The following is a 21,358-nucleotide window of genomic DNA, read 5'->3' on the forward strand; positions in this document are numbered from 1 at the left end:
TAGGAGCCATGAGCAGGGTTCACGCCTGTCGAGGTCGGCCAATCAACCGCAAAGGGTCTTTGCTCAGGGATCAGCGCGGCGCCGTCGCGTTCGAGATGCCCATTGTCTATCTCTTTCTGATCATGACCCTGCTCCTGCCGATGGCCGATCTTGCGATCGCCGGCTTTCAGTACATATCCGCGTGGGAGGCGTTGCGGGCCTTCGGGCAATCGATCCAGTACTCGCCGCCACCGGACGTCACCAGCGCCTCGACTTGGAAGACGGCCGCGGCCGCCAAGGCTGATTCCAAGTATCCGATCTCCAATTTCCAGATCATTTGCGGTGAGGGCGGCGCCGCCTGCGCCCCAGGCAATGATATTCCCCCCAGGTACTATTCGTACACGACATCGGTCACCCTGAATCCCATGGTGCTGACGTCCATATTGTGCACGGGCGGCTCGTGTACGTACACGCTGCCTTACTCGGAACGGTTTCAATAGGGGTATTCCATGCGCAATTTCCTCCGCAGCCGTCGAGGTTCAGTCGCATTCGCAACCGTCGTCGCCCTGGTGCCGCTGATCGGAGCGCTTGCACTCGGAGGCGAGGCGGGGACGTGGTACGTCACCAAGCAACACGCGCAGAACGCCGCCGATGCGGCCGCTTATTCGGGCGCTGTCCAGCAGGCATGCCTGAACTCGCCGCCTTGTCTGGTCACGAATACGGTGGACTATCGCGCCAAGCAGTTTGCGGCACAGCACTCTTTCTGCAACACCGGCGACGGCACCGCCTATCCAGGCTCGCGGTGTCTTAGCAGCCTTCCGAGCGGGACGACGCAGACCGTCACGATTGCATCGCTCACCTCGTGGCCCGGGGCCAGCGGAACAAATTTCGTTCAGGCCACAATCACACAGCAACAGCCGGTATACCTCGCAACAGTACTTGGTATGTCCAATGTCAACATAGGCGCGACAGCCGTCGCCGCAGTGCAAGGACTTCCGAAGTCGCCATGCGCCCTGTCATTGACAACTATCAGCTTCCAGGGCAGTCCGAACATCAATGCGCCGAATTGCGGCATGGCCGCGAATGGCACGGCCGCCAACGCACTGAACTTCACCGGCGGCGGGATGACCATGAACCTTGGGTCGCTATCGGCTGCCGGCGGCTGCACGGGTGCCTCGCAATTCTGTAATTCCGCGTACACTTATATGCCGCCGGTCAATAATCCGTTCTCCGTGCTGGATGCGGTTACGCTGCCGACGCTAGCGAATTGCTCAACCCTCGGCTTCAGCGATGGAAGCCTAACCGCTTATAGTGCAACGAAAACTGCGACCACGGGACCATGCACGAACAACAATCTGGACCTGAAGGGAAACAACACGATCACGCTGACGGGCGGTGTCTACTTCATCTCCGGCACGATGAGCCTCAAGGGTACCACCGCAATCGCGGGAACCGCGCTGTTCATCCTGTTGCCCGGGGCAAGCTTCAGCATGAAGGGCACTGGCAACATCACCGTCACCGGTAACGCGTCGGTGTCGACCTCGCAGCTCCCAACTGTGCTTCAGCCCTACGCCAACCTGTTCGCCAACATGGTGCTCTATTATCGGAGCAGCACTGCCGTCCAGATCGGAGGTAACAGCAACATCACGCTTAATGGCAATATGTATTTGCCGAATGCGGACGTGACATTCCAGGGCAATCCGACAGTTGCCTTGAGCGGCGGCGCCTGTGGCGAATTGATCGCCAAATCGATCGCGTTCAATGGCAATGCCACCTTCGACAGCACGGGGTGCTCTTCGGCTACGAAGCTGCCTAGCACCCAGTACGTCAGATTGGTGCAGTGATGAGACGGCTCGATCAGCGCGGCATGGCGGCGCTGGAGTTCTGCCTCGTCTCCGTGCCGATTTTCATGTTGATGTTCGCCATTTTCGACTTCGGTCGATATGCGATCACCATGCAATCGCTGCGGAGGCTTGCCGACGCCGGTGCCCGGTCAATCATGATTAACTGCTATGCCACCGCCGTAATCCAAAAGACCACTCCCAGCTGCAGCGGCGACCCCCTGTCCGATACTCAGAAACGAGATGCCGCCCCTTACCTGTATATCAACGGCAGCTCCACACCGTCGGTGAATGCGACAGCGGGCCCACCTATCACCGTGACCGCATCTCAATCCGGCTTCTCGATGATCATGCCGATCTGGGGCACGACATTGAACGCGCCGAGCGCGTCCACCAAAATTCCCTACTAGCTGACATCATCCCGGTCGCTTTGAGCGACGGCGGGCACAGCCGTTGCCGGCCGTCGAGACCGATCGTCCTACCGGTGATGCAGTCTCTGCCAGCGCATGGCTGCAGAGCGGAGGGCAGGCGGCCCAAACCGGCTGCGGATTGGCAATGCAGGCTCCAATTGGCAGGAGCGCTGGACCATGCAAGCCGGTGGCGCGATTCGATCCTGTGGTTGATCGGGGCTTGTCATCTGTCGGTTGCAGCCACCGCCAGGGTGGTCGCGTTGCGGTCTTCCGGGCAGTCGGGAAAAAGTGGTGCTCGTCAGCAACATCCGCATATTTTCGGAGGGCTTGCGACCTCCCGGCAAGGGTCTCGCCTTGCCAACGCGGCGCGTAGCGGATGATGATCTCCGGACCGCGTTTTGCGGCCGGCGGGAGAGGTGTCCCCAGCGGAGCCCGTGCTGACTTTGTGCGATAGATCAGCGCACGCCGGATATGGAATTGCAAAGTAACGATTTTATAGTGGGACAATAGTAATCTCGACGGCGTGGTGCGTGCAGGGGAGTTGCCAGGGTGCCGAGGCCGTAAATTTACGGGATGAAATTGGATCGCGGCGAGGGGAAGCGAATGAGTGGCGGTCGCGTTTCGGGCAGGGGAAGTGGAAAGCTTGTCGCCTTCAGCGCGATAGCGCTTGGCGCGACGCTCGCGTCATTTGGGGCAGGCGACCGCGCAGCCGCTGCTGACCGGCGGACATCGAGCGGCGTCTTCGTCAGCGACATGAACGACGTCCAGCGCGTCAAGTTGACCCTCAACAAGTCGCGCACTTTCAAGGTCGATCAGGCTTTTGCGACAATTGTCGCGGGCTCCCCCGAGATCATCGATGTGAAGTCGCTGAGTGACCACCTGATCTACATCCAGGGCAAGCAGACCGGCACCACCAACGTTATCCTGTTCGATTCCTCGATGAAGCAGATCGGCATCCTCGACGTTGAGGTTGCGATCGATACCGGCAATTTGCAGCAGAATATCCGTACCAGCACCGGCATGCAGGGGATTCGCGTCTCTTCCTCCGAGGGGCAGGTGGTGCTCAGCGGAACGGCCGCCGACGCGGTGGCGGCGGAGCGGGCCATGGCGATCGCCACCAGCACCGTTGCGAAGGGCGCAGTCGTCGTCAATGCGATGAACGTCGCGGCGCCGCAGCAGGTCATGCTCGAGGTGCGCTTCCTCGAGGTCAACCGGGCGGCGGGACGCGACCTCGGCGTGAACCTCTATGCGGCGAATGCCAACGGGACCAATGTCGCGAATTCGGGAGCCGGCGGTGTAGCCATCGCTGGTCGATCGCCGATTGGTGGTATCAATACCACTCCCGGTCTCATTGGTACTGGAGGATCTCCTGCCACTGCTGCATCCGTCGGCGCGGCTCCCACAGGCAGCCTTCCCCTGCTTGGAACGATCGGGACGCTTGTCGGTTCGGCCGGCGGCGTATCTCCGACCCCGTTCGGCAGCCTGCTGACCAGCATCTTGAGGACCAGCAACGGAAGTTCGGTGGACCTGCTGATTACTGCACTGGAAACGAAGGGACTCGCCCGTCGACTGGCGGAGCCGAATTTGACCACGCTTTCCGGCGATGCCGCGCGCTTCCTGGCCGGCGGCGAATTTCCCGTTCCGATCCCCAACACGACGACGAATGGTTTTCCTACCGTGACGATCGAATACAAGAAGTTCGGTGTTGAGCTGGCTTTTGTTCCCACCGTGCTCTCGCGGGGCGTAATCAACCTCCGCGTCGAGCCTTCGGTCAGCGAGCTTGACTTCGCCAACGCGATCACGATCCAGGGCACGAGCGTTCCCTCGCTGACCCGCCGCGACGCGCGCACCACGGTCGAATTGCGCGACGGCCAGAGCTTTGCCATCGCTGGCCTGCTGCAAACCCGCAACCAGCAGGACATTTCGCAATTGCCCTGGATTGGCTCGGTGCCTGTGATTGGAACCTTATTCAGCAGCAAGTCGTACCAGCAGCAGGAAACGGATCTCGTCATTATCGTAACGCCGCGCCTGGTTGCGCCGGCAGCACCCGGCCAGCAACTGGCATCGCCGCTCGATTCCCGCCTGCCGGCCAACGACGTCGACTTCTTCCTCAATGGCCAGATGGAAGTTCGCAAGCGTTACAACGATTACGTCAATTCCGGCGGCGAGGTGAAGGGACCCTATGGTCACATCATCGCGCCGGACGCGATTGCGCCCGCCCCACCACCGGCCGTTGGTGCAAACCAGCCGGTCGTGAAGACCCTGAACTAGAGGAGGCGAGGATGACCATCAGGTATCTGGCTCTGCTCGCACCCGTCCTGCTCGGCGGCTGCTACGGCGTCTACGGGCATGACGAAATGGACCGCTATGTCCAGCGCTCCGACACCATCACAATGAGCGCGGGCAACGCCAAAGAGGTCAACGCCGTTACCCATACGATCCATCCATGGCCGCGATACGTCGGCGATCGCCGGCTCGCCTACGATGCCCGGCGTGTCGGTAGTGCCGTGACACGCTACAGCACTCAGCAAAGGCCGCTGGACCAGCTTCCCAATATGGGCCAGCCGACGGAAGCGATGGGCCAGCCGCCACCTCAGACCTCGACCGTCAACGTGAATGGATTGCCGCCTGGAACGTCTTCGGGAGTATCGGTGCCGGTCGGCGGGATAGGGGGCAGGTAGCGGTTCTTGGTTAGTAAGAGTAGCGATGATATTTACGAACGGTTGCAGTGAGTCCGCTGGGCCGCACGGGGGCAAAGATTATGCGGCGTGCAATTCTGATGCTGACCTATTGCTGGCTAGGGACCGGCCTAGCGGCATGTGACTATACGACGAGGGAGGCCGCGATCGTGGCCCCCGTGGATCCGCCGGGCGGAGACCCCGTGCAGGAGCCGACCGACGTCAAGTATTACCCGTCGGACGAGTCTGTGCGGCTGGGGCTGGAGCAATTCAACCGCGGCAGCTACGGAATAGCCCAGCGCTATTTCAAGAATGCGGTCGAGAAATCGCCGAAGGACGTGACGGCCTGGGTCGGGCTGGCGGCGAGCTATGACCGGTTGCGCCGCTTCGATCTCGCCGACCAAGCCTATGCGCAGGCGATTCGGCTGGGCGGCGAAACCGTTCAGATCCTCAACGATCAGGGCTATTCGTACATGCTGCGCGGCAATCTAAGCGGGGCGCGGCGGAAGTTCGAGAAGGCCTATTCGCTCGATCCGGGCAACCCGGTGATCGCGAACAACCTCGAGCTTCTCAATGGAAGCCGGCAGTTCATCGAAAGGCCGCCGAATAATCAGCCTTGAATTAAAGGCCTAGCTACCTGATTTTGTTTGGCTTTTAATTGGCGCCGGAAGGCGCCCTTTAGTGCGAGGAACCCTTAAGGGAAGTTCAACGTTTTTGACGTAAGCCAACTGGCATTTCCTAACCAATGGCTTCGTCTCATGGACCGTTTTTTTAAGCTGCAGTTCCTCGGACCACTAGCGCTTTTTGTTGCCACGCTTGGGGCCGAGTTGGCTGCACGCGCCCTTCAATATGCACCCAGTTCCGAGCTTCTCTGGTTCATCAATCTAAGGATGTTCGGCATCTTTCAGCGAAGCTACGCGCAGCTGAGCGACCTGGTTGCGTTTGACGGATTTCAGCTCTTCGGGATTGCGCTTCCGATCTTCGCGCTGGCCTGCTTCGGGCTAGTGGCGAAGTCCAGGTTGCCGTTCACGGTCGCAACCCACTTGAGCGCTGCCTATGCCGGCTTTCTGGTCATCTCCTGGCAGGCTGGCGTGCCCGAACTCTCACAGCAGGCTTCGCTTGTACCCGTTGCGGTCCCGTCGGGTGCCGGTCTGTATGTGATGGCGACCATTTTCGGGACTTGCCTACTGTCTTTTGCAGTCACGCACCTGCTGTATTTCAGCGCGGTGCGCAAGGAATTATTCGCTTTGGCAGGTTGGCTGCGAACTGTCCTGTCTCGTCCAACGACTGCATAGTCGCCTCGGATTGTGTGATCGGATCAGCATTCCTCCGTTGAAGGGGATGCCGCAATTGGCGGGCTCTATAACCTACGCTCAATATCCTACGGTCTATGGCAAGAGGTCTACGTTGCCGGCCTCGCCGACGGGAAATTCCTTATGCCTTGAACGATGCCGTCGACGACGAGTTCACGGAACGGCCGGTCGTTCGGATCTGGTCGACGATCTTCGTTGTCATCTCATCTACTCGCAGGCGCTGGTGTTCCTTTTTCCATTCGTGCTCCTCGCTGCGACAGATCAGCCTCGGTGACATCGCGCCTGCTGGGATCGAGGGGGCTGCACTTTCTCGGCATCATTTCCTACTCGATCTATATGACGCACGGCATCCTTTTGTCCTGTTCATCCGTGCGTTTCGAACGCCGGACGCTTGGCTATAGCGCGACAATCAGGATGAGAGCGGCGCGTCAATCAAGATGAGACGAGGCGGCCGAGTCAGGAGATAATTGACGCTGGCCGCCTACTTGGCAAGCGTTGATTGACGCTGCGCGACAATCAAGCGGCGCTGCCAGCGTCAATCACAGTCTTGTCGAGTTCGTTGGGGGTCGTGTGAACAGGTGGCCGGCCTGGACCGCGCTTGCGATCGAGGGCAACTTTTCGACGGTAACTTTCGACGTTCATCTCGAGGATCGTGGCGTGGTGGACCAAACGATCGATGGCAGCCAACGTCATTGCCTGGTCCGGGAAGATACGCCCCCATTCGCCAAATGGCTGATTGGCCGTGATCAGCAGCGAGCGTCGTTCGTAGCGGGCGGCGATCAACTCGAACAGCACACTGGTTTCCGCCTGATCCTTGCTCACATATGTGATGTCGTCGAGGATCAGGAGGTCATAGCGATCGAGTTTGGCGATCGCGGACTCCAGCGCCAGCTCGCGCCGCGCGACCTGCAGCCGTTGCACCAGATCAGTGGTGCGCGCGAAGAGAACGCGCCAACCGTTCTCGACGAGAGCCAGGCCGATCGCCGTGCCGAGATGGGTCTTGCCGCCGCCCGGTGGACCGAACAAGAGCAAATTGGCGCCGGCCTTCAACCAGGCGTCGCCAGCGGCGAGCGCCATCGCCTGTGCCTTTGATAGCATCGGCACGCTTTCGAAGTCGAAGGTGGCGAGCGTCTTGCCGGCGGGCAAACGCGCTTCCACCATGTGTCGCTCGATCCGACGGCGGGTGCGATCGGCCGCCTCGTGCTCGGCAAGGGCGGCGAGGAAGCGGGCGGCAGGCCACCCTTCCTTGTCCGACTGTGCGGCGAGCTTCGGCCAGATCGCCTTGACGCCCGGCAGGCGGAGCTCATTGAGAAGCAGCTCGACACGGGCAGCATCGACGGAGGTAGCGATACCGGTCATGCTGCCTCTCCCAGGTTCGAGCGGCCCGACATGACGCTGACGGAGGCGAGTTCATCGTAGACGTCGAGCGGCGCCAGCTTGACGGCGACACGCGGGATCGAGGCCGCCTCGGGTCGGAAGCGGTCGCGCAGCGCGGCAAGATCGGGTAACTGTCCGGCGTCCAGATCCATCGCGATCACCTCGGCGAGTTCTGCTTCGCAGGCGCGCTCGTGAGCCAGCGCCAGAAGCTCGACCGTCACCTTGCAGGCGCGCCGGTCATCACCATGCTCCCGCAAGGTCTCGAACAGACGTTTGTAAGCTGCACGCGGGAAGAGTTGGTCGCGATAAACGAGATTGAGGAGCGCCATCGGCTTGCGCCGCAGGGCATGGATGACGTGCCGGTAATCCACAACATGACCGCCCTGGCTCTCGGACACAGGCCGACCGCGCCGCAGCGTCACGACCGGCGTGACGCCAAGGAAGCATTCGAGCCGGTCGTCGAAGATGCGCACACGCAGGCGATGGCCGATCAATCTTGAAGGCACGGTGTAGAATACGCGCCGCAGGATGAAGCCGCCTGACGACGTCACCGGGATCACTTTCTCCTCGAAGTCGGTCGTGCGGCCTTTTGGCAGCGGCGCCAAGGCCTCCTTCTCGAGCGCGATCGGCTTGGCGAGGTTGGCGTTGCGCCGGCCGACAATCTCGTCGACAAAAGCCCGGTACGCATCGAGACTGGCGAACTCGCGCGTCCCCCGCAGCAACAGCGCATCTTCCAGTGCCCGCTTGAGATGGCCGTGCGCGCTCTCGATCGAGCCGTTCTCATGTGCGATGCCCGCATTGTTGCGCGTTGGCGCCATGCCATAGTGGCCCATCAGCCCGGCGTAGCGCTGCGTCAGATCCCCCCGTGCGTCGGCGGCCAGATTGCGGAATGCTGCCGACAGGCTGTCGCTGCGATGCTCCCGCGGCACGCCGCCAAGCGCCCACAGCGCGTTCTGCAAGCCCTCCGCCAGGGCGACGAAGCTTTCGCCGCCGAGCACGACATGGACATGCTCGAAGCCGGAGAACGCCAACCGGAAGTGATAGAGCCGGTGATCGAGCGGCTCACCCGCGATGGTAATACCGAGCGCGCTCACGTCGGTGAAGTCGGACAGACCCAGGCGGCCGGGCTCGTGCTGCTGGCGGAAGATCACGTCCTGTTCGGGGCCGTTGAGCGCCCGCCAGGCGTTGATGCGCCGCTCCAGCGTGCGGCGGATGTTCGGGTTCAAGTCATGATGCCGTCGGCGCAGCTCGTCCAGCACGCCGATCACGCGGATGCCGGGCGCAGCCTTCAGGATCGGAACGATCTCGGCGTCCCAATACTGCCCGAGCGGATCGGACCGGCGCCGGCCCCTCGGCGTCTTCTTCTGCGATGGCGGGCGACAATCGCCCTCGATTCGATACGCGCTTGCCTTCGAGAACCCCGCCTTGGCCGCGGCGGCCTCGGGGGACAGTGTCAGTCGGTACGTCATGTACAGCCTCATCTGGTGGTCGGTGATGTGGGAGGCCAGGCAAGGCATCGATTCCCTCTTGTCGAGACGAACCAACAGCTTGCACCAGCCGCACCCGGCCGCCAGACGGGTCCAAAAACGCGCGACGCCGATGGGGACGGTCCTCCGGTCGGGCTGCGCCCTCCCTTCGGTCCGTCCCCATCGGCGCAGTCTCACCTTGATTGTCGCTGGAGTCTCACCCTGATCGCCGCCGCGCACTTGGCCATTGTCAATTTACCTTCTGCTGGTCGCGACAACATTTGTCGTCTCAATCGGCACCTATTTTGCGATCCAGATGCCGGTGCGCAACGCTATACGGGGCCTCCCGTGCGTGCGCCTCGTTGGGAGAAACACGTAGCGTTGTCTGTGACACCTTAGTCCATTGGATCCTACGGGCCGCAACGGGTGCGGTCGTATCGAGAGCAGTTTGAATCCGCTTGCCCATCGCTATGAGAACGCAGGCGCACGATGGGCAACTCGCTATTGGCGTGGGATTGTGAAAATCGTCTTCCCGTCATCGTTCGATTTACACGGATGGCCGAACAGCCGGAGAGATTGCGCTGAAACCAGGGGGCTAATTCCGAGCCTTTGCTCCAGCTGATCACTTTATCTGCATGATGCAGCTCGCAGAAGAAGTAGGCTTTGTGGCGGACTGGCTTTGCGTTTGGGGCCGGAATACGACGACCGTCTTCGCCGCAGTCTCGTTCGAAGCCGGGGTTCTTTATGACCACGACGGCCGCGTCATTTCGTACGTGGCAACGCGGCAGTCGCGCGATTTTAGTAACGTTGGTTCGTTTGATGTTACACGAGATGGCTTCAGTGCACTGTTGCTAGCGCTTCAGTGCGAGCTGGCGATGATAACGAGATTGTTTAATACCGGCGTACAGCAGAATGCCACCACGATTGCGATGTTGTAAGGGTTGTTGCTGCGCCAAAGCAACCACATCATGAAATAAGTCAGGCCTAGCTTCGGGATAAGCCACCAGGGGCCGAGCCACGTCTGAGCGACGTGCATGAACGGGTTCAGCTCGCCGAGACCGAGATTCAGGATCGTGTTCGTGGTGTAGAGGTCGGCGACTCCGAGAAGCAGGACGGAAAGTACCAGGAATGTCTTAGCCAAATAACGCCGCCCTAAAATGATCTCGTAAGCAAACGCGACGCCTACGTGGTCGGTTTCGTCAAACCAAGCCCGAGCGGCCTCGTTGGTCGCGAAAACCTTCAGGTGCTCTGGGTCGCCAACGGCTTTGCTCTTATCAGTGAAAATCCAGACCTTCATCGCATCATCTCGACCAGCTCCGTCACCTCGCTAACCGTAGTTTAGCGCCGAGCGGCAGCTAGTCTACGGCTGATCGAGGTTGCTTCTTGCAAATCCAGCCCGTGTCGTGGCTGAGGACGCAGCGGTTCGCTCATAGATCCTCTCGCACACACCGGAAGAATGGATGCCGCACGCGCACCTACAGAGCAAATTGGGATGTGAGGTCGTCCTAGCAGCCTGATGGCCGCCCGTTTCTGGCCTAGGTTCCTTCGTCAGTGCCGAGCGCCGGATTTTGTCGAGGCAGCTTCAGGCGCCCGAAGTGTCGCACCGCGCTGCGCGCCGGCCGCTCGATCGCAAAATAGGTGCATGTCGATACGATCAGTATTGACCCAGTCAGCAGGATGTAAATCGATATCGGCCAGCTATCGATCGCTGGCCATGTCCACAAGAACAGGGTGAGGACATAGGAAATGTGTCAGATAGATTGAATAAGAGATGACGCCGAGGAAGTGAGGCACTTTCGATCCGAGCAGGCGTGATGTCGGCGCCGCCGAATTCGTCGCGGCGAGTACCACGAAAGGAAAAAGAAACACCAGCGCTTGCGAGTGGACGAAGCCGGCGTACCATAGGATCAAGATCGCAGTGAAGCTCAGCCAGATCGGCGTGGCATGCCTTGTCGCGCTGCTCGTAGCTGGCGAAGGCGAGCCATCCAGCAATGAAGCCGCACATACCACGGATCAGACTTACCCAATAGCTCCATTGGCTTTTTGCCGTGTAGAGCTCCGGGCTCGTAATGTGCTCATCGAAGTAGGCCATAAACAGACGATAGGAGACAATCGAGAGCGCGATGATGCAGATCAGCCGTGCTGCTGTCGAGCGAGGGGCATTTTGCGTGAGCAGCAGCGGAAATAGCACGAGGTAGCAAAACCACTCGATCGAGATCGACCATGCTGGGAAATTCCAGTGCACGCCGGAACCGACGATCGGCCGCGCATTCAACATGAGCGCTTGCCGAAAAAAATCGGATAGTGCTGTTCCGGCTGGATAGGTTAGCGGATTGATCATCAAGGGCCAAACATAGAGCGCGCCGGCAGCGATCAGGGTGACGAGATAAAGCGGGTAGACCCTGGCGATACGAGCCGTCAGGTAGCCTGAAAACCGAAATGTCCTGCGCTTGTAGACGTAGGACAGAGTGAAGCCGCTCAGGCAGAAGAATAGATCGACGGCCGCATTCTGCCACAACAGGAAAACAGCGAGGTCGTAGGGAAGGGGCGGCCGGAAGTGCGCCAGGGCGACGACGGTCGCGGCCACGCCGCGAAGGCCTGTTAGCGCTCTCAGCTCTTGATGTGGATTTTGATTAGGGCTGCCGCGGCCAATATGCTGAACGTCCACTCTGCCGGCCCCCGCCCGAGACTAGGATAGGTATCACTGCGAGCGGGGGCGCACAACGGGACCGGGTCCATTAGCCCCAGCTCAAACCCCGAGCTCGGGCGACGGCTTTTTGACTCCTCTCGGATTGGGCAACCTGTCAACCCATACTGATCCGGAAATCCGTTTGCTCCAGTTTTTTCAAGCAACGGCGGTGGCGTCTGGGGGCGCTTAGTGGGTGATGGGGCGGGCCCCGGCGATGATGCGTATCGCCGGGGCTCCAATTCGCGGTGCCGCAGCAATTGCAGATCACATACTTTATATCCGAAACCAATAGAGCAGGACAAACTGGCAATAGCGTGCCTGTGCCCACCATCGCGGCTGCTGCTGCTTCCAAGTACCCCTTGCGCCCAGCTCCACGCCCTTGGAGCAGGGGCTCTTCTTTCGATCATGTGAAACTGGGGCTCGGCCGAAAGTAGGGCCTCGCCGAGCCGTTCATCGTGGGGAAGTCTCCGACCCCCGGCGTGAGGGAGCAGTCGCGCCGACGACGGCGGCGGTGAGCGGACTGTGGATCGAACTTGTCGCCCACAAGTCATGCGCCACCCGCAATGGCTCGATCTTCAGGTTCGCCCACCAGGCCCTTTCATTTCCCTGTCGATGCAGCTCGTGGTGATGGGCGCGACATAACGGAACGGTGAACTCGTCGCTGACCTTGCGGCCGAGAGCCCTGGATTGAGCGAACTTCAAATGATGGGCATCGCACGGACTTTGCCGGCAAACGAGACAAGGCTGTTCCCGGACAAAAAGCAGGTGAGCCTTGCTGCGCTTGCGCACGGATTCTTTGGGAAATGCGAGATTAGCCGTCGCATCGCTTGGGGTGTCCTCGACGGACGCATCCGGTTTTAAGCTATCGCTTGTGTCAGGAAGCACCTGCTGCACGGCCGCCAGCTTCTCGAGATAGGCAGACTCAAGGGCGCGGGCATCTGGCACCAAGAGGGTGTTCTTTCTGGGCAGCCCGACTTGGGCCCATGCGAGAAGGTCGTCCTCGCTCGTTAAGCAGTTGAGCTCCGCCAACATCTGCTCCCTCGTTTGGGCTGATCGATCCAGGCTGAGTAGCGGAGGCCGTTGCGTGGCGCCTTTGTTTCCTTTGACGTCGGGCCGATTGCCGGCCCGAAACTCGGGGGGCGGCGGGGCCGCTGTGGCGTCCGGCGCATCCAAGTCGTCCTCGCCCGCGATACCCACAAGGGCAAAGAGAGCGTATCGCCGGGCATAAGTAAGGGCAGATCCCATTCGGTGGGGAGCGTTAATTTCGCTGACGGCACACACCGGCCACTCCGAAGACATCCATTCTCCGGACGAATGCGCGAGGACCGTTGTCAAACGAACAAGGTTCGTGGCTTGGTCTATACTTGTCGTTTGAACCGTTGCAATCTCATGGTTCCCTAAGCACTTGCGAACCAGATCCAGTCCGCTCGCTAGAGAGGCGTATCTGAAGCTGCGAGCCTCCTCGCGCGGAAAGACTGCAGGGATGGTCGCGGTCAGCGCCTTTTCGGGGTTGGAAAGTTCGAGTTGGGCCTTGGCCAGTGCGCCGGCGATCGCGCCGATCGTTTCGCTAGACTGCTGCATGACCGGCCTCCTGAATAACATGAAAGCTGATTGAACCGGATTTCGAGCGGGTGGCCCTAAGGCCGTGGCCAGCCGCTTCTTTTGCGTCTTCTGGCATCAACTTCTTCAGCTCAGATTTTGCCGTATCGTGCTCGAGATGGGCGGAGCGCGTCCGATGAAAGACCCCGGCAAACTCCGCCCAGGCATTGGAGGCGCTCATATCGACCGTTCGGACCGCTTCAATCCGAGGTCGCGGGGGTTCAATGCCGAACAGCCGAGGGGCCTCGCCGGTCTCGGCGCAGCGCCAGAATTTCTTTTCCGCCGTCAGCAGAAGGTGTTGATACAAGGGATCGGCCGGAATGGTGATCTCTACCCATTTGCCGCCGCCGGTGATGATCGAGAGCACCGCGGTCCTCGAAGCCGTGACCCACATGTTGTGCTGCAGTTGGGCCATGTGTTTTTCAGCGGCCGTTTCTTCCGAGAACGACCATGGCAGCATGAACTTCGCCTCGAATACCGCGCTGGCGGCCTCCACCATGCCGTCGAGGGTTGCCGCCATCCAGCGCTTGACCGGATGAAAGACCCGCTTCTGCACGTGAGTTACAACTTGGCCAGTATTCTTCTCGTACCAATGCCGATTCAGCGGCTCGGTCGCTGTGCCCAGCTGTACGATCAAGTTGCTTGATAAGTCCTCCGGCTCGATTTCGCCTCGCTTCTCTCGCCAGAGACGGACCAAAGCGGCTTCATCACTCCCCATGATAATGCGGGCATCGGATCCGCCTACAAAACGACGACGATCCGTCTTAAAAGTAATGTGAGATTTTTGATTGGGAATCATTGCATTCTCCACTGTATCAAAGCAATCAACATAAAATGTTGATATGCGATTGAATCAGGATAGTCAACATAAAATGTTGAAATTCATTTCCCCTGCTCAATGCCGCGGAGGAAGGGCGCTGCTCGATATGACCCAGCCTCAGTTGGCGTCGATCGCCAGCCTCGGCCTCTCGACGGTCGTTGATTTTGAACGGCAGCGGCGAACTGTGTCGGAAGAGGCGGTTCGGAAAATGCAGGAGGCGCTCGAAAAAGCCGGAGTCCAATTCATCCCTGAAAACGGTGGCGGACCAGGCGTGCGCCTTCGAAAGCCAAAACCCGAGGAACGGAAAGGCTAGACTTTTGGTGGCGCGGCATCGGCGAGGCGGTAGGGGTGTGCCGTGTGGGGCCGCAGCTCGGGATTGATGATTCCGACGTCTCGCAGTTGGTCGAGAAGCGGGACTCGAGTTTCCGCCGCGATCGTGTGCTCGATCACAAATTGCTGTGGATAGATTTGTGCTGGCGGCCGGCTCCTCGGGTCCTGGAGTACCCTGCGGATTCAATTGGGTTTGTCTTCTCGCGTTCCATTCTCGCATGGGTTTCGTCGCTCCGGAACTGGAGCGCGGCGAACACCCGATGTGGAAGGTCGACCGAGGAGCGATGGTGCCCGAGAAGAACAAGCGAAGCTTGCCGGCGGGGCGCCTGACCATTGTGTTTGAAACAAAAGCAATGCGCTGCTGAAATCCGAGCGCCGATCACGAGACGAATAGCATGCCTCTGACTCACAAAGCTCAACTCATCGAAACGGCTACGCCCATGCTGTATCTCTGGGCCCTAATGGAAGCTGGGCTGCGTTCCCGCGCTCCCACTATTCTCGAAGTGTTGAATTACTCCGCTGAGCGTGATTTGGAACCTCGCGGTGCGGGTTGGTGCGGCCCACTCGATAAGGACGAAGTAGAAGAGCTAGGTCCAGTCATTCGAGCGCTTATGGATGCAGCGATGGCCAGTGAGGCTATGCCGGATCGAATCATCATCGCAACTCTTCGAAAAATCGCGCGAGATCCCGCACACTTCTGTTTGGCTGATACTCCAGCGGCCGTGCAATGGGAGATGGCTTGCGACTACAAGCGTGGGAACGAGAACGCTAGGACGTTCTCGCTGGATATTTGGGGGAGCGAGCAAACACGCTGTCCTTATCTGATCGAAACGCCTACCGACTATAACATTGCGCGGGCCGCACTGGCGTCGCTCCATCGCATTAAGTTGAGCCAGAAGCGAGGTCGCCCCCATAATTGCGCGAACCAACTCGTCGCAGAGCGGTTAGGAGCGATTTTCCGATCGACCGGTCGCACGATCAGGCGTCATCATGAGCCAGTCGCAATGGCGAAGGGAAGGGTCGTGTACGCGGAGAGAGGCTCGTTCAAGGAATTCATCGAACTCGTATTGCCCCCATTGCAAGAATTTCTTCGCGTGCGAGGTCTCAGTCCAATTACAGTGGATTCGGTAGTCCGGCTGGCTGCAAGGGGCGCTAAAACTCCAATAGCTCGGCCATGGCGGTCGACCCCTAAGTAGTTCTCAGCCAACTGCTCTATTCAGATTGCCCGTTCGCGGCGTGGCGAAGGCCGAGCACGATATCGAGCTTACACTTCGGCAAGCTTGAATACCTTCCTGCCAGTGAACTCTCTCGCTGGCAGCGAAACTCTCGCATTGCGAGGGGCACTATCCATGTGATCACAATCGAAAAATGTCCGTGTGCCGGCGAGACGCGATGGCACCCTATTTCTCCCACCACGGGACGCTTCACCGCGGAGCATTTGCTGACTTACCTAGGCCCTGCTCGCGGCAATCGCGACAAACCGAGGTAGAACAATGCAAATCGAGGTTACGGAAGAGAATCAACCTGACGACAACCAGGCTACGCCGAGCAGCAGCGAACAAAATTTGCAGTCAACTGGAAGGGGCACGACCGAGGATCGGGACCTGGTCAGCCAGGGTGACAGCCGGCTGGCAGATCCCGATGAAGGTTGGGACGATACCGACTACACTCCTGATTTTATTGAGGATTTGCTTGACGATCCTCCGATTTTGCCAAACGAGGATAAGGACAAGTTCAACCAGCTGTTCGAATCATTCGAGCAAAACCAGCAGCGACCCAAAACAGACTTCGAATACCTTTTGACTTTCCAAGCTACGATCGCCGCATGGGAGCTCATGCGATATGAGGGCCTCAAGATTGCGATCATCGCGAAGGAGCGGCCCGGAGCAGTCAAAGCACTGTACAGACGTTATGCGGTGGACAAGGTCGCTCAATCAGAAGTTGATCAATCAACGCTATCAGCTCGCAATGACGCAATGAGGCATTTCGTCGATCCGGAATATCAAAAAGTGTTTATGCAGAAGCTTGAATGCGATGGGTTTGGCAGAAGCGCTGTTGACGCTGAAGCGTTTGGTAGGGCTCTAAATTCACTCTCCGCGATCGATCTTCTAATCCAGTCTGCTGAGAAAAGACTTGCGGACTGCCTAAAGCGATTGGAGGAAGCGTACCGCGGTCGCGATCCGGAGCAGCCGATGCCACGAAGTATGGCGGCGCGCAGGGCAGATGATAGACGTAGGAAGCGATATGGCCTCTGCTAAGCAAGTTGCCGCGAACCGGAAAAATGCTATTAAAAGTACCGGTCCACGAAGTCCTGAGGGCAAAGCGCGGTCGCGGAATGAATGCACTTCGTCACGGGCTCGCGGCCATGCAGCCCAACAACGATTTTGCCCGGGAGCGCGGCCAGCTCGCCTTTGAACGAGCTCTGGCGCGATTGCGGCAAGTAGAGCCGGGTCAGCTGAAGCTTCTGCGATCGCTCGATAGTCTGTTGGTTGAAGGATCGCGCGCACGATGTGCGATCGGTTTTCAAGCGCCCCGCATATGGCATGATAAATCCAGCGCAGTATCGGGCAGCTCGAGGACTTCTAGCTTGGAGTCAGCAGGACCTTGCGCGTGCGGCGGGGGTCGGAGTCGTCACTGTTCATCAACTGGAGGCTGGATCGGCCGCACCGCGACGCGCGACCCTCGAGGTAATCCAGCGCGCGTTTCAAGCTGCGGGGGTCGAGTTCATCGACGAGAACGGCGGCGGACCAGGAGTGCGCCTTCAAAAGCGAAAGCCCGAAGAACGGAACCGCTAGATTCTTGGTGGCGCGGCTGTCAGAGCGGGGCAGAGGCGCCGAGAGGGTTACAGCTCAGGACTGATATTCCGTTTCTCGCAGTTGATCGAGAAGCTGGACTCGAATTTCCGCGAGGGTTGGGTACCTGTACGCAAATCGCGGAGCCCAAATATCCGCAGTCTTCGAATTGCAAATTGCAGTGGATAGGCCTCTGCTCGCCGCTAGGAGCTTGTCTGGATAGTCGCTGTTCAAATCTGGTCGGGTCTGATTCAACATTGGGCGATGAGCAAGTATTTTCGGCCTTGGAACATCGATCAGACGCTGCTTCTGCCGCCGAATGTGCAGGACTTCGTGCCGAAAGGCCATGTCTCGCGGTTTATGGTTGATCTGGTGCGGGAGAGCCTCGATCTCAGGGAGATCATGGGCAGCTATGTGAGCGGGCTTGGGCAGCCGCCGTTTGATCCGCGGATGATGGTGGCGCTGCTGCTGCATAGCTATGCGAGTGGGCTGTATTCGTCGCGTCGGATTGCCAAGGCCTGCCGGGAGCGGAACGATTTTGTGATGATCGTGGCGCTGGATGCGCCGGATTTTCGGACGATCAGCGACTTTCGCAAGCGACATTTGAAGGCGCTCGGCGCGCTATTCGTGCAGGTTCTGAAGTTGTGCGAGACGGCCGGGTGTGTTTCGGCATGGAATAAGGACCCCGTTTCGGGGTGATCGGCATCCAATCGGGACCCCGGGATAAGGGTCCACAGTGGCTTCCATCGAGTCATGGAAGCCGAGGTTGGGATGCTGGTGGTGGAGACGATTGGTAAGATCCGTCGCGCCTACTTTGTTGATGGTCGTCCGATCAAGGCGATCTGCCGAGAACTTGGCGTATCGCGGAAGGTGGTTCGCAAGGTCATTCGTTCTCAAGCGACGGAGTTCCGGTACGAGCGCGAGACGCAGCCGCTCCCGAAGATGGGTGCCTGGAGTGCCGAGCTTGATCGGTTGCTGGCAGGGAATGAGAGCAAGGCGGCGCGGGAACGGCTGACGCTGATCCGGCTATTCGAGGAACTCCGCGGCCTGGGTTATGCCGGCGGCTATGATGCGGTTCGTCGATACGCCCGACGGTGGACCAAGGAACGCGGCACCTCGACAGCGTCGGCTTATGTGCCGCTGAGCTTTGCACCAGGCGAAGCCTACCAGTTCGACTGGAGCCACGAGGTGGTCCTGCTGAGCGGCACCACGGTGATGGTGAAGGCTGCTCATGTTCGGCTCTGTCACAGTCGCATGCTGTTCGTGCGGGCCTATCCGCGGGAGACGCAGGAGATGGTGTTCGACGCCCACGACCGGGCATTCGCCCTGTTCAAAGGCACCTGCACCCGCGGCATCTACGACAACATGAAGACCGCGGTGGAGACGATCTTTGTCGGTAAAGGCCGTCTTGCGCGGCGGCGATCAGGGTGAGACTCCAGCGACAATCAAGGTGAGACTGCGCCGATGGGGACGGACCGAAGGGAGGGCGCAGCCCGACCGGAGGACCGTCCCCATCGGCGTCGCGCGTTTTTGGACCCGTCTGGCGGCCGGGTGCGGCTGGTGCAAGCTGTTGGTTCGTCTCGACAAGAGGGAATCGATGCCTTGCCTGGCCTCCACATCACCGACCACCAGATGAGGCTGTACATGACGTACCGACTGACACTGTCCCCCGAGGCCGCCGCGGCCAAGGCGGGGTTCTCGAAGGCAAGCGCGTATCGAATCGAGGGCGATTGTCGCCCGCCATCGCAGAAGAAGACGCCGAGGGGCCGGCGCCGGTCCGATCCGCTCGGGCAGTATTGGGACGCCGAGATCGTTCCGATCCTGAAGGCTGCGCCCGGCATCCGCGTGATCGGCGTGCTGGACGAGCTGCGCCGACGGCATCATGACTTGAACCCGAACATCCGCCGCACGCTGGAGCGGCGCATCAACGCCTGGCGGGCGCTCAACGGCCCCGAACAGGACGTGATCTTCCGCCAGCAGCACGAGCCCGGCCGCCTGGGTCTGTCCGACTTCACCGACGTGAGCGCGCTCGGTATTACCATCGCGGGTGAGCCGCTCGATCACCGGCTCTATCACTTCCGGTTGGCGTTCTCCGGCTTCGAGCATGTCCATGTCGTGCTCGGCGGCGAAAGCTTCGTCGCCCTGGCGGAGGGCTTGCAGAACGCGCTGTGGGCGCTTGGCGGCGTGCCGCGGGAGCATCGCAGCGACAGCCTGTCGGCAGCATTCCGCAATCTGGCCGCCGACGCACGGGGGGATCTGACGCAGCGCTACGCCGGGCTGATGGGCCACTATGGCATGGCGCCAACGCGCAACAATGCGGGCATCGCACATGAGAACGGCTCGATCGAGAGCGCGCACGGCCATCTCAAGCGGGCACTGGAAGATGCGCTGTTGCTGCGGGGGACGCGCGAGTTCGCCAGTCTCGATGCGTACCGGGCTTTTGTCGACGAGATTGTCGGCCGGCGCAACGCCAACCTCGCCAAGCCGATCGCGCTCGAGAAGGAGGCCTTGGCGCCGCTGCCAAAAGGCCGCACGACCGACTTCGAGGAGAAAGTGATCCCGGTGACGTCGTCAGGCGGCTTCATCCTGCGGCGCGTATTCTACACCGTGCCTTCAAGATTGATCGGCCATCGCCTGCGTGTGCGCATCTTCGACGACCGGCTCGAATGCTTCCTTGGCGTCACGCCGGTCGTGACGCTGCGGCGCGGTCGGCCTGTGTCCGAGAGCCAGGGCGGTCATGTTGTGGATTACCGGCACGTCATCCATGCCCTGCGGCGCAAGCCGATGGCGCTCCTCAATCTCGTTTATCGCGACCAACTCTTCCCGCGTGCAGCTTACAAACGTCTGTTCGAGACCTTGCGGGAGCATGGTGATGACCGGCGCGCCTGCAAGGTGACGGTCGAGCTTCTGGCGCTGGCTCACGAGCGCGCCTGCGAAGCAGAACTCGCCGAGGTGATCGCGATGGATCTGGACGCCGGACAGTTACCCGATCTTGCCGCGCTGCGCGACCGCTTCCGACCCGAGGCGGCCTCGATCCCGCGTGTCGCCGTCAAGCTGGCGCCGCTCGACGTCTACGATGAACTCGCCTCCGTCAGCGTCATGTCGGGCCGCTCGAACCTGGGAGAGGCAGCATGACCGGTATCGCTACCTCCGTCGATGCTGCCCGTGTCGAGCTGCTTCTCAATGAGCTCCGCCTGCCGGGCGTCAAGGCGATCTGGCCGAAGCTCGCCGCACAGTCGGACAAGGAAGGGTGGCCTGCCGCCCGCTTCCTCGCCGCCCTTGCCGAGCACGAGGCGGCCGATCGCACCCGCCGTCGGATCGAGCGACACATGGTGGAAGCGCGTTTGCCCGCCGGCAAGACGCTCGCCACCTTCGACTTCGAAAGCGTGCCGATGCTATCAAAGGCACAGGCGATGGCGCTCGCCGCTGGCGACGCCTGGTTGAAGGCCGGCGCCAATTTGCTCTTGTTCGGTCCACCGGGCGGCGGCAAGACCCATCTCGGCACGGCGATCGGCCTGGCTCTCGTCGAGAACGGTTGGCGCGTTCTCTTCGCGCGCACCACTGATCTGGTGCAACGGCTGCAGGTCGCGCGGCGCGAGCTGGCGCTGGAGTCCGCGATCGCCAAACTCGATCGCTATGACCTCCTGATCCTCGACGACATCACATATGTGAGCAAGGATCAGGCGGAAACCAGTGTGCTGTTCGAGTTGATCGCCGCCCGCTACGAACGACGCTCGCTGCTGATCACGGCCAATCAGCCATTTGGCGAATGGGGGCGTATCTTCCCGGACCAGGCAATGACGTTGGCTGCCATCGATCGTTTGGTCCACCACGCCACGATCCTCGAGATGAACGTCGAAAGTTACCGTCGAAAAGTTGCCCTCGATCGCAAGCGCGGTCCAGGCCGGCCACCTGTTCACACGACCCCCAACGAACTCGACAAGACTGTGATTGACGCTGGCAGCGCCGCTTGATTGTCGCGCAGCGTCAATCAACGCTTGCCAAGTAGGCGGCCAGCGTCAATTATCTCCTGACTCGGCCGCCTCGTCTCATCTTGATTGACG

Annotated in this window: 20 protein-coding genes and 1 pseudogene; 15 read left to right on the forward strand and 6 right to left on the reverse strand. The window is 60.2% G+C overall.

Annotation, left to right across the window (positions count from 1 at the left end; translation table 11 throughout):
* Positions 1 to 8: 8 nt before the first annotated feature.
* The 7 genes from V5279_RS16725 to V5279_RS16755 all read left to right on the forward strand — a co-directional run bounded on the left by V5279_RS16725 (position 9) and on the right by V5279_RS16755 (position 6,203).
* Entirely contained in the window at positions 9 to 479 is a 471-nt protein-coding gene (locus V5279_RS16725; protein ID WP_338699146.1) for a hypothetical protein, read from the forward strand.
* A gap of 9 nt (positions 480 to 488) precedes the next feature.
* Positions 489 to 1,823 (forward strand): pilus assembly protein TadG-related protein, encoded by a 1,335-nt coding sequence (locus V5279_RS16730; RefSeq protein WP_338699148.1) that lies wholly within the window; start codon positions 489 to 491, stop codon positions 1,821 to 1,823.
* Positions 1,823 to 2,230 carry a TadE family protein gene (locus tag V5279_RS16735; RefSeq protein ID WP_338699150.1) on the forward strand — a complete coding sequence of 136 codons (408 nt, stop codon included), beginning with the start codon at positions 1,823 to 1,825 and terminating at the stop codon, positions 2,228 to 2,230. Before V5279_RS16730 ends, V5279_RS16735 begins: the two co-directional genes overlap by 1 nt.
* Before the next feature lie 603 nt (positions 2,231 to 2,833).
* Positions 2,834 to 4,501 carry a type II and III secretion system protein family protein gene (locus tag V5279_RS16740; protein ID WP_338699152.1) on the forward strand — a complete coding sequence of 556 codons (1,668 nt, stop codon included), beginning with the start codon at positions 2,834 to 2,836 and terminating at the stop codon, positions 4,499 to 4,501.
* Positions 4,502 to 4,512: 11 nt separating this feature from the next.
* The gene (locus V5279_RS16745; RefSeq protein WP_338699154.1) at positions 4,513 to 4,911 is read left to right on the forward strand and encodes a hypothetical protein; all 399 of its coding nucleotides are present in this window, start codon (positions 4,513 to 4,515) and stop codon (positions 4,909 to 4,911) included.
* Positions 4,912 to 4,991: 80 nt separating this feature from the next.
* Positions 4,992 to 5,528 carry a tetratricopeptide repeat protein gene (locus V5279_RS16750; RefSeq protein ID WP_414645949.1) on the forward strand — a complete coding sequence of 179 codons (537 nt, stop codon included), beginning with the start codon at positions 4,992 to 4,994 and terminating at the stop codon, positions 5,526 to 5,528.
* A 138-nt stretch (positions 5,529 to 5,666) separates the two neighbouring features.
* A complete protein-coding gene (locus V5279_RS16755) occupies positions 5,667 to 6,203 on the forward strand; it encodes a hypothetical protein (RefSeq protein WP_338699158.1) in 537 nt (178 codons plus the stop codon).
* A 534-nt stretch (positions 6,204 to 6,737) separates the two neighbouring features.
* Here the strand turns inward: V5279_RS16755 and istB (V5279_RS16760) are convergent.
* From istB (V5279_RS16760) to V5279_RS16785, 6 genes are all read right to left on the reverse strand, one after another.
* Positions 6,738 to 7,580 carry an IS21-like element helper ATPase IstB gene (gene istB / locus V5279_RS16760; protein WP_176535476.1) on the reverse strand — a complete coding sequence of 281 codons (843 nt, stop codon included), beginning with the start codon at positions 7,578 to 7,580 and terminating at the stop codon, positions 6,738 to 6,740.
* Positions 7,577 to 9,115 carry an IS21 family transposase gene (gene istA, locus V5279_RS16765; RefSeq protein WP_422653177.1) on the reverse strand — a complete coding sequence of 513 codons (1,539 nt, stop codon included), beginning with the start codon at positions 9,113 to 9,115 and terminating at the stop codon, positions 7,577 to 7,579. The genes istB (V5279_RS16760) and istA (V5279_RS16765) overlap by 4 nt, the downstream gene beginning before the upstream one ends.
* 808 nt (positions 9,116 to 9,923) lie before the next feature.
* Positions 9,924 to 10,361 (reverse strand): DUF5658 family protein, encoded by a 438-nt coding sequence (locus tag V5279_RS16770; protein WP_338699160.1) that lies wholly within the window; start codon positions 10,359 to 10,361, stop codon positions 9,924 to 9,926.
* 372 nt (positions 10,362 to 10,733) lie between these two features.
* Positions 10,734 to 11,732, reverse strand: a complete 999-nt coding sequence (locus tag V5279_RS16775) for an acyltransferase (RefSeq protein WP_338699162.1) — start codon at positions 11,730 to 11,732, stop codon at positions 10,734 to 10,736.
* A gap of 471 nt (positions 11,733 to 12,203) precedes the next feature.
* Positions 12,204 to 13,334 (reverse strand): ERF family protein, encoded by a 1,131-nt coding sequence (locus V5279_RS16780; protein ID WP_338699164.1) that lies wholly within the window; start codon positions 13,332 to 13,334, stop codon positions 12,204 to 12,206.
* The gene (locus V5279_RS16785; protein WP_338699166.1) at positions 13,321 to 14,151 is read right to left on the reverse strand and encodes a YqaJ viral recombinase family protein; all 831 of its coding nucleotides are present in this window, start codon (positions 14,149 to 14,151) and stop codon (positions 13,321 to 13,323) included. The genes V5279_RS16780 and V5279_RS16785 overlap by 14 nt, the downstream gene beginning before the upstream one ends.
* Positions 14,152 to 14,224: 73 nt before the next feature.
* Between V5279_RS16785 and V5279_RS16790 the strand changes: the two genes are divergently transcribed.
* The 8 genes and pseudogenes from V5279_RS16790 to istB (V5279_RS16825) all read left to right on the forward strand — a co-directional run bounded on the left by V5279_RS16790 (position 14,225) and on the right by istB (V5279_RS16825) (position 21,268).
* Positions 14,225 to 14,485, forward strand: a complete 261-nt coding sequence (locus V5279_RS16790) for a helix-turn-helix transcriptional regulator (protein WP_338699169.1) — start codon at positions 14,225 to 14,227, stop codon at positions 14,483 to 14,485.
* 235 nt (positions 14,486 to 14,720) lie between these two features.
* A complete protein-coding gene (locus V5279_RS16795) occupies positions 14,721 to 14,867 on the forward strand; it encodes a hypothetical protein (protein WP_338699171.1) in 147 nt (48 codons plus the stop codon).
* Between the two features lie 1,128 nt (positions 14,868 to 15,995).
* On the forward strand, positions 15,996 to 16,760 hold the full coding sequence (locus tag V5279_RS16800) for a hypothetical protein (protein ID WP_338699173.1): 765 nt from the start codon (positions 15,996 to 15,998) through the stop codon (positions 16,758 to 16,760).
* A gap of 285 nt (positions 16,761 to 17,045) precedes the next feature.
* Entirely contained in the window at positions 17,046 to 17,297 is a 252-nt protein-coding gene (locus V5279_RS16805) for a helix-turn-helix transcriptional regulator (RefSeq protein WP_338701228.1), read from the forward strand.
* A 330-nt stretch (positions 17,298 to 17,627) separates the two neighbouring features.
* Positions 17,628 to 17,993 (forward strand): transposase, encoded by a 366-nt coding sequence (locus V5279_RS16810; RefSeq protein ID WP_338699175.1) that lies wholly within the window; start codon positions 17,628 to 17,630, stop codon positions 17,991 to 17,993.
* Between the two features lie 72 nt (positions 17,994 to 18,065).
* Positions 18,066 to 18,716, forward strand: a pseudogene (gene istA / locus V5279_RS16815) (IS21 family transposase); the annotation flags it as partial.
* Positions 18,717 to 18,896: 180 nt separating this feature from the next.
* Positions 18,897 to 20,429 (forward strand): IS21 family transposase, encoded by a 1,533-nt coding sequence (istA, locus tag V5279_RS16820; RefSeq protein WP_422389058.1) that lies wholly within the window; start codon positions 18,897 to 18,899, stop codon positions 20,427 to 20,429.
* Positions 20,426 to 21,268, forward strand: a complete 843-nt coding sequence (istB, locus tag V5279_RS16825) for an IS21-like element helper ATPase IstB (protein WP_176535476.1) — start codon at positions 20,426 to 20,428, stop codon at positions 21,266 to 21,268. Before istA (V5279_RS16820) ends, istB (V5279_RS16825) begins: the two co-directional genes overlap by 4 nt.
* Positions 21,269 to 21,358: the final 90 nt, after the last annotated feature.

The sequence above is a fragment of the Bradyrhizobium sp. 26S5 genome, assembly GCF_036923295.1.
Lineage (GTDB): Bacteria > Pseudomonadota > Alphaproteobacteria > Rhizobiales > Xanthobacteraceae > Bradyrhizobium > Bradyrhizobium septentrionale.